The sequence below is a fragment of the Kitasatospora sp. NPDC085464 genome (assembly GCF_044541955.1).
GTDB lineage: Bacteria > Actinomycetota > Actinomycetes > Streptomycetales > Streptomycetaceae > Kitasatospora.
This window is the reverse complement of sequence record NZ_JBITTM010000022.1, coordinates 110275-122795: the sequence shown is the minus strand read 5'-3', so window position 1 is coordinate 122795 and position 12521 is coordinate 110275. Positions and strand designations below refer to the sequence as shown.

Genomic DNA, 12521 nt, shown 5'->3' with positions numbered 1-12521 from the left:
CAGGGCGGCGGGACGGGGGGAGTACGGCCTTGGGGAGCGTCGTCGTATGGTTCGCTCGACCCGCATGGTGACCGCCTCCCTTCGTTCGTCCCGATCCGCGTTCGCACGTGCTGTGCGTCGGGGAACATCTATCCACGGAACCGACGGGGCCCGCAAGGCATTTAAAAACGCGTCCGGCCCGGCGGAGCGGGTGCTCCACCGGGCCGGTCCGACGATGCGATCGACCGGTCAGCTGACGACCGTGACCTCGCCGATGCCGAGCGCCCGCACGTCGTCGGCGATCGCGGCCGCGTCGCCGACCAGCACGGTGACCAGGCGGTCCGGCGGGAAGGCCGCGACGACCGCCTCGGTGGCGGCGGCGGTGGGCAGTTCGGCGAGCTTCCGGTAGACCTCGGCCTGGTAGTCGTCCGCCAGGTACTGCTCGACCTGGTCGGCCAGGGTGCCGGCGACCGAGCCCGCGGTCTCGTACTTCAGCGGGGCCACCCCGACCAGGAACTGCACGGCCTCGTCGCGCTCGGCGTCGGTGAGGCCCTCGGCGGCGAGGGTGCGCAGGATGGTCCAGGTGTCGGCGAGCGCCGGGGCGGTGGAGGCGGTGTCCACCGAGCCGCTGATCGCGAGGAGCGAGCGCCCGCTGCCGTCGGCGGAGGAGCGCAGCGGCTGGGCGAAGGAGCGGACGCCGTAGGTGTAGCCCTTCTCCTCGCGCAGGACGCGGTCGAGGCGGGAGGTGAGGGTGCCGCCCAGGCAGTAGGTGCCGAGGGTCTGGGCCGCCCAGACCGGGTCGTGGCGGTCGGGCCCGATCCGGCCGACGAGCAGCTGGGTCTGGACGGAGCCGGGGCGGTCCACGATGACGACGCGGCCGTGGTCGTCGCCGGTGACCGGGGCGTGCACGGAGGCCTCGGCGGCCGAGCCGGTCCAGGTGCCGAGGGTGCTCTCCAGGAGGGCGGGCAGGTCGACGCCGGTGAGGTCGCCGACCACGACGACGGTGCTGGTCGCGGGGCGCACGTGGGCGTCGTAGAAGGCCTTGACGGCGGCGCGGTCGATCGACTTGACGGTGTCGGCGGTGCCGGCGCGGGGCCGGGAGAGCCGGTCGGCGGCGTCGAAGAGCTCGGCGTAGAGGGCCTTGGCGGCGCGCCGGGCGGGGTTGGCCTGCTCGTGGACGATCTCGTCGAGGCGGTTGGCGACCAGGCGCTCGATCTCGGCCTCGGGCAGTGCGGGGGCGCGCAGGGCGTCGGCGAGCAGGGAGAGGCCGCGCTGGAGCCGGGAGGCCGGCACCTCCAGGGAGACCCGGATGCACGGGTGGTCGGCGTGTGCGTCCAGGGTGGCGCCGGCCCGTTCGAGCTCGCCGGCGAACTCCTCGGCGCTGAGGGTGTCGGTGCCCTCGTTGAGGGCGCGGGCGAGGATCGCGGCGATGCCGTCGAGGCCCTCGGGCTCGGCGGCGAGCGGGGCGTCGACGAGGACCTCGACGGCGACCAGCTGCTGGCCGGGCCGGTGGCAGTGCAGGACGGTGATCCCGTTGCCGAGGGCAGCCCGCTCGGGGGCGGGGAAGGCCCACGGGCTGGGGGTGCCGGGCTGCGGCTGGGGGTGGAAGGTCATGGCGGGGACGTAGTCGGTGCTCATACGGCGGCACCCTCCTCTTCGGAAGCGTCGGAGTCGGTGTCGGTGTCGGCGGTCGGCTCGTAGACGAGGACGGCCCGATTGTCGGGGTGGATCCGGGCCTTGGCGACGGCCTGGACCTCCTCGGCGGTGACGTCGAGGACCTTGGGGAGGGCGTCGTTGAGCAGCTTGGGGTCGCCGAACAGGACGGCGTAGCGGCAGAGTTCGTCGGCGCGGCCGGCGACGGTGGTCAGCCGGTCCAGCCACTCGCGCTCGATCTGGGCCTGGGCGCGCTCCAGTTCCTCGGGCGTGGGGCCCTCGGCGGCGAAGCGGGCGAGCTCCTCGTCGACGGCGGCGTCGATCTGCGCGATGGTGGCGTCGCCGGAGGTCTTCACGTCGAGCCAGCCGAGGCTGGGGGCGCCGGCCAGGCGCAGCAGGCCGAAGCCGGCGGCGACGGCGGTGCGGTCGCGGCGGACGAGCCGGTTGTAGAGGCGGCTGGACTCGCCGCTGCCGAGGATGGTGAGGGCGAGGTCGGCGGCGTCGGCCTCGCGGGTGCCGTCGTGCGGGAGGCGGTAGGCGGCCATCAGCGCGCGGGAGGGGACGTCCTCGTGGATCTCCTCGCGGAGCTCGCGGCCGATGGTGTCGGGGAGTTCGCCGGAGCGCGGGGGCTGCTTGCCGTCGTGGGCGGGGATGGAGCCGAAGTACTTCTCGACCCAGGCGATGGTCTGCTCGGGGTCGATGTCGCCGACGACGGACAGGACGGCGTTGTTCGGCGCGTAGTAGGTGCGGAAGAACGTCCGGGCGTCCTCCAGCGTGGCCGCGTCGAGGTCCGCCATGGAGCCGATGGGCGTGTGGTGGTACGGGTGGCCGTCGGGGAAGGAGAGCGCGGTGAGCTTCTCGAAGGCGGTGCCGTACGGGACGTTGTCGTAGCGCTGGCGGCGCTCGTTCTTGACGACGTCGCGCTGGTTCTCCATGGACGTGTCGTCGAGTGCGGCGAGCAGCGAGCCCATGCGGTCGGCCTCCAGCCAGAGGGCGAGCTCCAGCTGGTGGGTGGGCATGGTCTCGAAGTAGTTGGTGCGCTCGAAGCTGGTGGTGCCGTTGAGCGAGCCGCCGGCGCCCTGGACCAGTTCGAAGTGGCCGTTGTTGGAGACGTTGGCGGAGCCCTGGAACATCAGGTGCTCGAAGAGGTGGGCGAGGCCGGTGCGGCCCTTGACCTCGTGGCGGGAGCCCACGTCGTACCAGAGGCAGACGGCGGCGACCGGGGTGAGGTGGTCCTCGGAGAGGACGACGCGCAGGCCGTTGGCCAGGCGGTGCTCGGTGATGGCGATGCCTCGGCTGGAGGCGGGGGCCGGGTTGGCCATGCGCTCGGGTCCTTCCCGTCGTCGATGTCGGGGGTTCGTGTGGCGTCCCCCATTGTGGTGCAACGTTCGGGAGCCGCGTTCGTGTCCGCGCGGACCGGGTCGTTCGCCAGGGGCGGAAGAGGGCCGCTGACCGGGAGTGTCGGCGGGAGGGTCCACAATGGGGGCGCCGCGCCCTGTCGACCACGCCCGGTTGACGGGGTCAGGCGACGGGACGGCACCGATCGGCAGCCGACCGACCGACACACTGCCAGCGACACGTAAGGGAGCCCCGCCGCGATGGCCCGCCGCAGTTCGCAGACCCCGCCGCCCGGAGACTTCGAGGAGCGGATCCTCGATGTCGACGTCGTGGACGAGATGCAGGGCTCCTTCCTGGAGTACGCCTACTCGGTGATCTACTCGCGGGCGCTGCCCGACGCGCGGGACGGTCTGAAGCCGGTGCACCGCCGGATCCTCTACCAGGCCAACGAGATGGGCCTGCGTCCGGACCGCGCGCACGTGAAGTGCGCCCGCGTGGTGGGCGAGGTGATGGGCCGGCTGCACCCGCACGGTGACGCGTCGATCTACGACTCCGTGGTGCGCATGGCCCAGCCGTTCTCGATGCGGCTGCCGCTGATCGACGGGCACGGCAACTTCGGTTCGCTGGGCAACGACGACCCGCCGGCCGCGATGCGCTACACCGAGTCGCGGCTCACCGCGGCGTCGATGGCGATGGTGGAGTCGATCCACGAGGACACCGTCGACTTCGGTCCGAACTACGACGGCAGCGAGCAGGAGCCGCTGGCGCTGCCGGCCGCGTTCCCGAACCTGCTGGTGAACGGCGCGACGGGCATCGCGGTCGGCATGGCGACGAACATGCCGCCGCACAACCTGTCCGAGGTGGTGGCGGCCGCCCGGCACCTGATCAAGCACCCGAACGCGGACCTGGAAACGCTGATGCGTTTCGTCCCCGGTCCTGACCTGCCGACCGGCGGGCGGATCGTGGGCCTGTCGGGGATCCGGGACGCCTACGAGTCCGGCCGCGGCACGTTCAAGATCCGGGCGACGACGACGGTGGAGGCGGTGACGGCCCGCCGCAAGGGCATCGTGGTCACCGAGCTGCCGTACAACGTCGGCCCGGAGAAGGTCATCTCGAAGATCAAGGACCTGGTCAACGCGAAGAAGCTGCAGGGCATCGCGGACGTCAAGGACCTGACCGACCGCGAGCACGGGCTGCGGCTGGTGATCGAGGTCAAGAACGGCTTCGTGCCGGAGGCACTGCTCGAACAGCTCTACAAGCTGACGCCGATGGAGGAGACCTTCGGCATCAACAACGTGGCGCTGGTGGACGGGCAGCCGCTGACGCTGGGTCTGAAGGAACTGCTGGAGGTCTACGTCGACCACCGCTTCACCGTGGTGCGCCGGCGCAGCGACTTCCGCCGCCGCAAGCGCGAGGAGCGGCTGCACCTGGTCGAGGGCCTGCTGGTGGCGCTGCTCGACATCGACGAGGTCATCGCGATCATCCGGTCGAGTGACAACGCGCAGCAGGCGAAGGAGCGCCTGATGGAGCGCTTCTCGCTGTCGGAGACGCAGACCGCGTACATCCTGGACACCCCGCTGCGCCGGCTCACCCGCTTCGACCGGGTGGAGCTGGAGCAGGAGAAGGCGAAGCTGACGTCGGAGATCGCGGAGCTGACCGAGATCCTGGAGTCGGACACCAGGCTGCGCAGCGTGGTGTCGTCCGAACTGGGCGCGGTGTCGAAGCAGTTCGGCACGGAGCGGCGGACGGTCCTGCTGGAGGCGGGGGCGGCTCCGTCGGCGGCGCTGGCGGTGCCGCTGGAGGTCGCGGACGACCCGTGCCGGGTGCTGCTGTCGTCGACCGGCCTGCTGGCGCGGACGGCGGACGGGGAGCCGTTCGAGCTGTCGGAGAAGCGTTCGAAGCACGACGTGATCGTGTCGGCGGTGCACGCGACGGCCCGTGCCGACGTGGGCGTGGTGACGTCCGCGGGCCGGGTGCTGCGGCTGCCGGTGATCGACCTGCCCGCGCTGCCGCCGACCCCGTCGCCGAACCTGGCGGGCGGGGCCGCGGTGGGCGAGTTCCTGCGGCTGGAGGCCGGGGAGCGGGTGCTGGCGCTGACCACCTTGGACGAGTCCTCGCCGGGGCTGGCGCTGGGCACCCTGCAGGGCGTGGTGAAGCGGGTGGTGCCCGAGTGGCCGGCGAACAAGGACGAGTTCGAGGTGATCGCCCTCAAGGACGGTGACGTGCTGGTCGGCGCGGTCGAACTGCGCACCGGCGAGGAGGACCTGGTCTTCGTCAGCTCGGACGCGCAGCTGCTGCGCTACCCGGCGGGCCAGGTCCGTCCGCAGGGCCGCCCGGCCGGCGGCATGGCGGGCATCAAGCTCTCCGACGGCGCCCGGGTGCTGTCGTTCACCGCGGTGGATCCGGCCGCGGACGCCGTGGTGGTGTCGGTCGCCACCGCCTCCGGCACGCTCGCGGACGGCGAGCAGACGACCTGGAAGGTCACCCCGTTCGAGCAGTACCCGCGCAAGGGTCGTGCCACCGGCGGTGTCCGCTGCCAGCGCTTCCTGCGCGGCGAGGACGCCCTGGCGTTCGCCTGGGTCGGTGCCGCCCCGGCCCGCGCGGCCTCGGTCAAGGGCGCGCCGGTCGACCTCCCGGAGCGCGACCCGCGCCGCGACGGCTCCGGCACCCCGGTCACCACCCCGATCGCGGTGGTCGCCGGCCCGGCGTGACGTCCCGCGCCTGGTGGAGGGGTACCGGATGCTTCCGGTGCCCCTCCGCGCTTTCGTGGCCGCCCGACCGGGGATCCGGGACGGGGCGGTAGCGTCGGCCGGGCCGTTCGCCGGCGTCGTCCGCGGCGTCCACCCGGAGTCCGCCGCCTCCCGGCCGTCTCCGCGCCGACGCACGACGGGGTGGACGAGCAGGTGGCGCAGCGGGTGCCGCAGCGGGTGGTGGCCGTCTCCGGGTGATCGGGACCGGGTGATCGGCTGAGGGTAGCCTTGCCCGGGTGAGCACCTGTGCGACGTTGTCGCGTGAACTTTCGGAGCCGCTGGCCGCGACGGCGGCGGTGGCGAGCACCTGGCTGCTGCTGGAGCAGAACGGGCCGTGGGGTGCGAAGGCGCTGCGCGAGAGCCATCTGGACGCGGCGGTCGGGCGGGCGCTGGAGGAGGCCGCGGCGGGGACGGGCGTACGGGTGGCGCTGGTCCGGCGGCCGGGGCGGCACGCGGACTGCCTGCCCACGGCGCGGCACGAGGTGATCGTGGCGCACACGGTGCCCGGCCGCGGCTGGGTGCGCCGGGCGCAGGTGGCGGACCCGGCGGAGCTGCTGGGCCTGGACTTCTCGGTGCTCGGCGCGGGCGACCACACCGGCTTCGGGGCGGAGCACGTCGGCGGCCCGGTGGCGCTGGTGTGCACCAACGGGCGGCGGGACCGCTGCTGCGCGCTGCTGGGCCGTCCGCTCGCGGCGGAACTGGCGGCGGCCGGGCACAGCGAGGTGTGGGAGGTGACGCACCTGGGCGGGCACCGCTTCTCCCCGACGATGCTGGTGCTGCCGTACGGCTACGCGTACGGGCGGCTGACGGCGGAGAGCGCCAAGGAGGTGCTGGCGGCGACGGCGTCCGGGCACATGGTGCCGGAGTGGTCGCGGGGCTGCTCGGGCTGGGAGCGTCCGGGTCAGGCCGCCGAGCACGCGGTGCGGCTGACGACCGGTGAGACCGGGGTGGACGCGCTGACGCTCACCCAGCGGCCGGACGGCGCGGGCCGCTGGCTGGTGACGGTGCTGCACCGGGACGGTCGGGCCTGGGAGGTGGACGTGATCGAGTCGGCGAGCGAGCCGCCGCGTCCGGAGAGCTGTGGCAAGGCGGCGGGGACACCGTCGCGGATGGACGTCCTCAGCGTCCGAGGACTCTGAGGACGCCGAGGGCGCCGCGCCCGTCGGGGGCTCCCGCCACGCCGAGCCCGCCGAGCCCGCCGAGCGCTCCGGAGGGCGCCGACGGAACCGGCTGCGGCCCCGCGCCCGTGGGGGTGAGCGCGGGACCGCGGCGGCATGTGGTCAGCCGGCGGCCTTGCCGACGAACTCCGTGGTGTACGTCCTGGACAGGTCGATCGACCCCTCCTTGCCCTTGACGTCCGGGTGGAACGCCGCGAGCACCGAGAGCACGGTCTTCGGGCCGTCGGCCGGCATCACGCCGTCCGTGGTGAACATCGGCAGCGTCGCCTTGATCGCCGCCGCGTACTGCTCGGCGCCGCCCTGCGCGTAGTCGGCGGGCATCTTCGCGGCGATGTCCTCGGGGGTGTGGGTGGACATCCACTTGAGGGTCTTCACGAAGGCGTTGGCGAGCTTCTGGGTGGTGTCCTTGTTCTTCTCCACCCAGTCGATGTTCATGTACAGCGAGGACGACGGGTACAGCCCGCCGAGCGCCTGGCGCGAGCCCTCGGGGGTGCGCATGTCGTAGAGGACCTTGCCGAGGCCCTTGTCGAGGATGTTGGTGACGGTCGGGTCCGTGGTCATCCCGGCGTCGACGCTGCCCTGTTGGAGGGCGGCGATGAAGGTCTGGCCGGCGCCGACCGCGATCGGACTGAACTCGCTGACGGCGGTGCCGTTCTTGACCGCGAGGTACTTGGTGAGGAAGTCGGTCGAGGAGCCGATGCTGGTGACGCCGAGCTTCTTGCCCTTGAAGTCGGCGCCGGACCTGACGGCGTCGGCCTGCTTGGCGGAGACCACCTCGACCTCGCCGGGCGCCTGGGCGAACTGCACGACGGACTCGACGTTCTTGCCCTTGGCCTGCAGGTCGATGGTGTGGTCGTAGAAGCCGACGGCGCCCTGGACGTCCCCGGCGAGCAGGGCGGTGGTGGCGTTGACGCCGGCGGGCTCGGTCATCAGCTCGACGTTGACGCCGGCCTCGGCGAAGAAGCCGAGCCGCTGGGTGAGCATCGCGGGCAGGTAGATGACCTTGTCCAGGCCGCCGACCATGATCTTGACCTTGGGCCCGTCGACCTGCTGCCCGGCCGGGGCGGCGACCGCCCCGTGCCCGGCGGTGGCGGCGTCGTTGGCGCAGGCGGAGAGCGGGAGGAGCAGGACGGTGGCGAGGACGGCGGCAGCGGCTCTGCCGGTGGAGTTCGGGCGCATGGGTGGGGGTGCCTCTCTCTTCTTGCCGGCAGGGGGGTCAGCGGCCGTCGCCCGCGTCGGCGGGCTTCCAGCGGAACAGCTTCTTCTCCGCGAAGGTCAGCAGCCCCTCGGTGAGCAGCGCGACGACGGCGAGGATGGTCATGGCGGCGTACACGCCGGCCGCGTTGAACGTGCCCTGGGCGGCCGCGACGAGCAGGCCGAGCCCCTTGGTCGCACCGATGTACTCGCCGACGATGGCACCGATCAGCGCGAAGCCGAAGCTGACGTGCAGGCTGGTGAAGATCCAGGTGGTGGCGGCGGGGATGACCACCTGGAGGGTGACCCTGCGGTTGTCGGCGCCCAGGATGCGGGCGTTGGCGACGAGGTTGCGGTCCACCTCGCGGGCGCCCTGGAAGGCGTTGAAGAACACCGGGAAGAACACCAGCACCACGGCGGAGGCGACCTTGGAGGCCGGGCCGAGGCCGAACCAGATCAGGAAGATCGGCGCGAGCACGATCCGCGGGATCGCGTTGAGCACCTTGACGTACGGCCCGAACACGTCGGCCAGGAAGCGGATCCGGCCGAGTGCGATGCCCAGCAGCACCCCGCCGACGACGCCGATCACCCAGCCGGTGAGGGCCTCGTAGAGGGTGTAGCCGATCTGCTCGCCGAGCGAGCCCTGCGCGGTGCCGTGGGTGATCCACTGCCAGATCTGGTCCCAGATCCTCGACGGCTGCGAGAAGTTGAACGGGTCGATGACGCCCGTCCGGGCGCAGACCTCCCAGAGGCCGAGGAAGGCGGCGAGGACCGCACCCCTGGCGGCGTGCACTCCCAACTTCCGGTTGCGGGCGGCCCGTTCGCGGGCCTCGGTTCTCGTCGTGACGGCCGGGGGCTTTCCGGCGGCGGACGACGCGGTCTCGGACGCGCTCTCGGGCGCGGTATCAAGCGGCACGACCCGCTCCTCTCTCCCGGGTGATGCGCACCTCTTCGCCGAGCGAGGCCCAGATCTCGCGGTACAGCTCGACGAACCTCGGTTCCAGCCGGACGGCCTCCACGGTGCGCGGGCGCGGCAGGTCGACGGTGAAGACCTCCTTGACGGTGGCCGGTCCCGCGGTCATGACGACGACCCGGTCGGCGAGCGCGATGGCCTCGTCCAGGTCGTGGGTGACGAAGACGACCGACGAGCCCGTGCCGGCCCACAGCTCCAACAGCTGGTCCGACATGAGGGCGCGGGTCTGCACGTCCAGCGCCGAGAACGGCTCGTCCATCAGCAGGATCGCCGGGTCGTTGACGAAGGTCTGGGCGAGCGCGACGCGCTTGCGCATGCCGCCGGACAGCTGGTGCGGGTAGCGGTCCTCGAAGGCGGCCAGGCCGACCCGGCCGAGCCAGTCCCGGGCCCGTTCCCTGGCCTCGGCGGCCGGCACGCCGCGGAAGCGCGGACCGGCCATGACGTTGGACAGGACGGTGCGCCAGGGGAAGACGGCGTCCTGTTGGAAGACGAACCCGACCTTCGGGTCGATCCCGCCGACGGGCTCGCCGTACACCCGGACCTCGCCCTCGGTGGGCTCCTCCAGACCGCTGACCAGGGTCAGCGTGGTCGACTTGCCGCAGCCGGTGGGGCCCACGACGGCGACGAACTCGCCCTGGGCGACGGTCAGATCGAGATCGCGGACGGCGGTGTGCAGGGCCCCGGACGGGGTGCGGAACCGTTTGGTCGCGCCGGTCAGCTCGATCGCCGGGGTTGTGCTCATTCGTTCCTCCCGGGTCAGTGCTTGCCCCGGAAAGGTAGGAGCGGCCCCGGCCCCGGCGGGAGCCTTCTTCGCGTAGTGCGACTTCTCCGCATTGAGGGGTGTTCTGCTCGTTTTGCTTCCGCTACAACTGCGGGGACGCGGCTGACAGAAACCCGCCCGAAACGTAGGGTGTCCCGACCCCCACCCGCGGACGCCCCCGGCTCCTCCCGAGCTCACGGCCCCGCCCGAGAACCGTCCCGCTCCCCCACGGGACCGAACGCCCCCGCACCACCCGCCCCCGGAACCACCCGCACCCCCGCGGAACCGCCCGAAGCCGCCGAGAGGAGGCCCGGATGAAGCTCCCCCACTGGCCCCGCCGGGTCTTCGCGCAGCTGCTGCTGAGCCAGACCGTCGTCACCGTCGGTGTCACCGCCGTGACCGCAGGGCTGTTCCTGGCCCCGGTCAGCAGCGAGCTGGACCACGACGCGATGCAGCGGGCGCTGTCGATCGCCCAGGCCACCGCGACCGACGAGACGATCGCGCGGGCCGCCGACGCCCGCGACGTGGTCACCGCGCAGCGCAACGCCGAGCAGATCCGCCTGGCCACCGGCGCCAGCTTCGTGGTGGTCACCGACCTGGACGGGATCCGGCTCTCGCACACCGACCCGGGCCGGATCGGCCACCGGGTCAGCACCGACCCGGAGCCCGCGCTGGCCGGCCGCAGCGTCACCGCGATCCAGGAGGGCACCCTGGGCCGCACCGCGCGCGGCAAGGTGCCGCTGCGGATGTCGGACGGCCGGATCGTCGGCGAGGTGTCGGTGGGCATCAGCGACGACTCGATCCGCCGCCGGCTGCTGAAGATGCTCACCGGGATCCTGCTGTGCGCGGGCGCCGGCCTGGCCGCCGGTACGGTCGCCACGCTCGCCCTGGCCCGACGGCTCAAGCGCCGCACCCACAACATCGCGCTGGCCGACATCTCCGCCCTCCTCGTGGAGCGGGAGGCGATGCTGCACGGCATCCGCGAGGGCATGCTCGCGCTGGACGACCGCGGCCGGATCCGGCTGGCCAACGACGAGGCGGTCCGGCTGCTCGGTCTGCCCGGGGACTGCACCGGCCGCCCGATCGCCGAGGTGCTGCCACCGGGCCGGCTGACCGACGTGCTGACCGGGCGGATCACCGGCGCCGACCTGCCGGCCGTCCGGGACGACCGCGTGCTCGTGGTGAACCGGATGGCGACCGCCGCGGAGCTCGGCGGCCGGCCCGTGGGCGGCGCGGTGGTCACGCTGCGCGACCGCACCGAGCTGGAGTCGCTGGTCCGCGAGCTGGACACCACCCGCAGCCTCACCGAGGCGCTGCGCGCCCAGGACCACGAGCACGCCAACCGGATGCACACCCTGCTGGGCCTGCTGGAACTGGGCCGCCACGAGCAGGCGGTGGCGTTCATCTCGGAGCAGTCCGGCTCGCACGCCGTGGTCGCCGCGCGGATCGCCGAGCAGGTGCAGGACCCGCACGTCGCGGCGCTGCTGGCGGGCAAGACGGCGGTGGCGGGCGAGCGCGGGGTCCGCCTGGCGCTGGCCCCGGCCGCGCACCTGCCGGACGCGGTGGTGGACGCGCGGGCGCTGGTGACGGTGCTCGGCAACCTGGTCGACAACGCGGTGGACGCGTTGACGCCCAGCGGGGGCGGCCGGGTGGAGGTGAGCCTCGCGGCATCCGGCTCCACCCTGCTGCTGCAGGTCGCGGACAGCGGCCCGGGCGTGCCGGAGGAGCTGCGCGAGCAGGTCTTCGAGGAGGGGTGGACCAGCAAGGACGCACCCGCGCACCGTCCACGCGGGCTGGGACTGGCGATGGTTCGGCGGCTGGTCGAGCGGACCGGCGGCCGGATCGTCCTCGACGCAGGGCCGATGGGCGGCGCCCGGTTCACCGTCGAGCTGCCCGAGGCCCTGCTCACCGATCGGCTCGTGGAGGCGTGATGATCGACGTACTCGTGGTGGACGACGACTTCCGGGTCGCCGACGTGCACGCCGCGTACGTGGCCAAGGTGCCGGGCTTCCGGGTCGTCGGCACCGCGCACTCGGCGGGGGAGGCACTGGCCTCGCTGGAGCGCCGGCCGGTGGACCTGCTGCTGCTCGACCACCACCTGCCCGACGAGACCGGCCTGGCCCTGGTCCGTCGGCTGCGGGAACGCCAGGTGACCTGCGACGTGATGATGGTGACCGCCGCCCGCGACGTGTCGACGGTGCACGCCGCGATGCAGCACGGTGCGCTGCAGTACCTGGTCAAGCCGTTCACCTTCGCCGGTCTGCGGGACAAGCTGGCGGCGTACGCGCAGCTGCGGCACGCGCTCGCCGCACCGGCCCGGGAGGCCGGCCAGGACGAGGTGGACCGGCTGTTCGCGACCCTGCGCAGCGCCGCCGCCCCGGCGGGGACGCTGCCCAAGGGGCACTCGGCGCCGACCACCGACCTGGTGCTGGGCGTGCTGCGCGGGGCGGGTCGGCCGCTGTCCGCTCAGGAGGTCGCCGACGCCACCGGGCTGAGCCGCTCCACGGCGCAGCGCTACCTCAAGCAGCTGGAACGGGACAGCCGGCTGCGGCTGACCCTGCGGTACGGCGACACCGGCCGCCCGGAGCACCGCTACGGGCTGGCGGCCCGCGCGTAGCCCCGGCCCGCGGCGCCCTGCCCGATCGTGACCTGGCCCTCACCCTGGTCCCGGCCCCGGGCATGGCCCCGGACATGGG

9 protein-coding genes are annotated in these 12521 nt (G+C 73.1%); 4 read left to right on the top strand and 5 right to left on the bottom strand.

What is annotated here, in order from left to right; all coding sequences use genetic code 11:
- Positions 1 to 228 precede the first annotated feature (228 nt).
- Both ACIGG8_RS20925 and ACIGG8_RS20920 read right to left on the bottom strand, forming a co-directional pair.
- Positions 229 to 1593, bottom strand: coding sequence for a pitrilysin family protein (locus ACIGG8_RS20925; protein WP_350523410.1), 1365 nt, complete (start codon positions 1591 to 1593; stop codon positions 229 to 231).
- A 20-nt stretch (positions 1594 to 1613) separates the two neighbouring features.
- Positions 1614 to 2954, bottom strand: a complete 1341-nt coding sequence (locus ACIGG8_RS20920; RefSeq protein WP_396549727.1) for a M16 family metallopeptidase — start codon at positions 2952 to 2954, stop codon at positions 1614 to 1616.
- Between the two features lie 276 nt (positions 2955 to 3230).
- Between ACIGG8_RS20920 and ACIGG8_RS20915 the strand changes: the two genes are divergently transcribed.
- The gene (locus tag ACIGG8_RS20915) at positions 3231 to 5681 is read left to right on the top strand and encodes a DNA topoisomerase IV subunit A (RefSeq protein WP_350523331.1); all 2451 of its coding nucleotides are present in this window, start codon (positions 3231 to 3233) and stop codon (positions 5679 to 5681) included.
- Between the two features lie 275 nt (positions 5682 to 5956).
- Positions 5957 to 6859 carry a sucrase ferredoxin gene (locus ACIGG8_RS20910; protein ID WP_396549725.1) on the top strand — a complete coding sequence of 301 codons (903 nt, stop codon included), beginning with the start codon at positions 5957 to 5959 and terminating at the stop codon, positions 6857 to 6859.
- A 141-nt stretch (positions 6860 to 7000) separates the two neighbouring features.
- Here the strand turns inward: ACIGG8_RS20910 and ACIGG8_RS20905 are convergent, their stop codons facing one another.
- From ACIGG8_RS20905 to ACIGG8_RS20895, 3 genes are read right to left on the bottom strand one after another with little or no spacing between them, the layout of a single operon-like run.
- Positions 7001 to 8077, bottom strand: coding sequence for an ABC transporter substrate-binding protein (locus ACIGG8_RS20905; RefSeq protein ID WP_396549724.1), 1077 nt, complete (start codon positions 8075 to 8077; stop codon positions 7001 to 7003).
- A 37-nt stretch (positions 8078 to 8114) separates the two neighbouring features.
- On the bottom strand, positions 8115 to 9008 hold the full coding sequence (locus ACIGG8_RS20900) for an ABC transporter permease (RefSeq protein WP_396549722.1): 894 nt from the start codon (positions 9006 to 9008) through the stop codon (positions 8115 to 8117).
- Positions 8998 to 9807: an ABC transporter ATP-binding protein gene (locus ACIGG8_RS20895; RefSeq protein ID WP_350523335.1), complete on the bottom strand. Its 810-nt coding sequence runs from the start codon at positions 9805 to 9807 to the stop codon at positions 8998 to 9000. Before ACIGG8_RS20895 ends, ACIGG8_RS20900 begins: the two co-directional genes overlap by 11 nt.
- Before the next feature lie 332 nt (positions 9808 to 10139).
- Between ACIGG8_RS20895 and ACIGG8_RS20890 the strand changes: the two genes are divergently transcribed.
- Together ACIGG8_RS20890 and ACIGG8_RS20885 are read left to right on the top strand one after the other, a co-directional pair.
- The gene (locus ACIGG8_RS20890; RefSeq protein WP_396549720.1) at positions 10140 to 11756 is read left to right on the top strand and encodes an ATP-binding protein; all 1617 of its coding nucleotides are present in this window, start codon (positions 10140 to 10142) and stop codon (positions 11754 to 11756) included.
- Positions 11756 to 12442 carry a response regulator gene (locus ACIGG8_RS20885; RefSeq protein WP_396549718.1) on the top strand — a complete coding sequence of 229 codons (687 nt, stop codon included), beginning with the start codon at positions 11756 to 11758 and terminating at the stop codon, positions 12440 to 12442. The genes ACIGG8_RS20890 and ACIGG8_RS20885 overlap by 1 nt, the downstream gene beginning before the upstream one ends.
- Positions 12443 to 12521: the final 79 nt, after the last annotated feature.

Coding starts and splice junctions, on each gene's coding strand:
- ACIGG8_RS20925 (WP_350523410.1), bottom strand. CDS start 1,593: ATGACCTTCCACCCCCAGCCGCAGCCCGGCACCCCCAGCCCGTGGGCC.
- ACIGG8_RS20920 (WP_396549727.1), bottom strand. CDS start 2,954: ATGGCCAACCCGGCCCCCGCCTCCAGCCGAGGCATCGCCATCACCGAG.
- ACIGG8_RS20915 (WP_350523331.1), top strand. CDS start 3,231: ATGGCCCGCCGCAGTTCGCAGACCCCGCCGCCCGGAGACTTCGAGGAG.
- ACIGG8_RS20905 (WP_396549724.1), bottom strand. CDS start 8,077: ATGCGCCCGAACTCCACCGGCAGAGCCGCTGCCGCCGTCCTCGCCACC.
- ACIGG8_RS20895 (WP_350523335.1), bottom strand. CDS start 9,807: ATGAGCACAACCCCGGCGATCGAGCTGACCGGCGCGACCAAACGGTTC.
- ACIGG8_RS20890 (WP_396549720.1), top strand. CDS start 10,140: ATGAAGCTCCCCCACTGGCCCCGCCGGGTCTTCGCGCAGCTGCTGCTG.
- ACIGG8_RS20885 (WP_396549718.1), top strand. CDS start 11,756: ATGATCGACGTACTCGTGGTGGACGACGACTTCCGGGTCGCCGACGTG.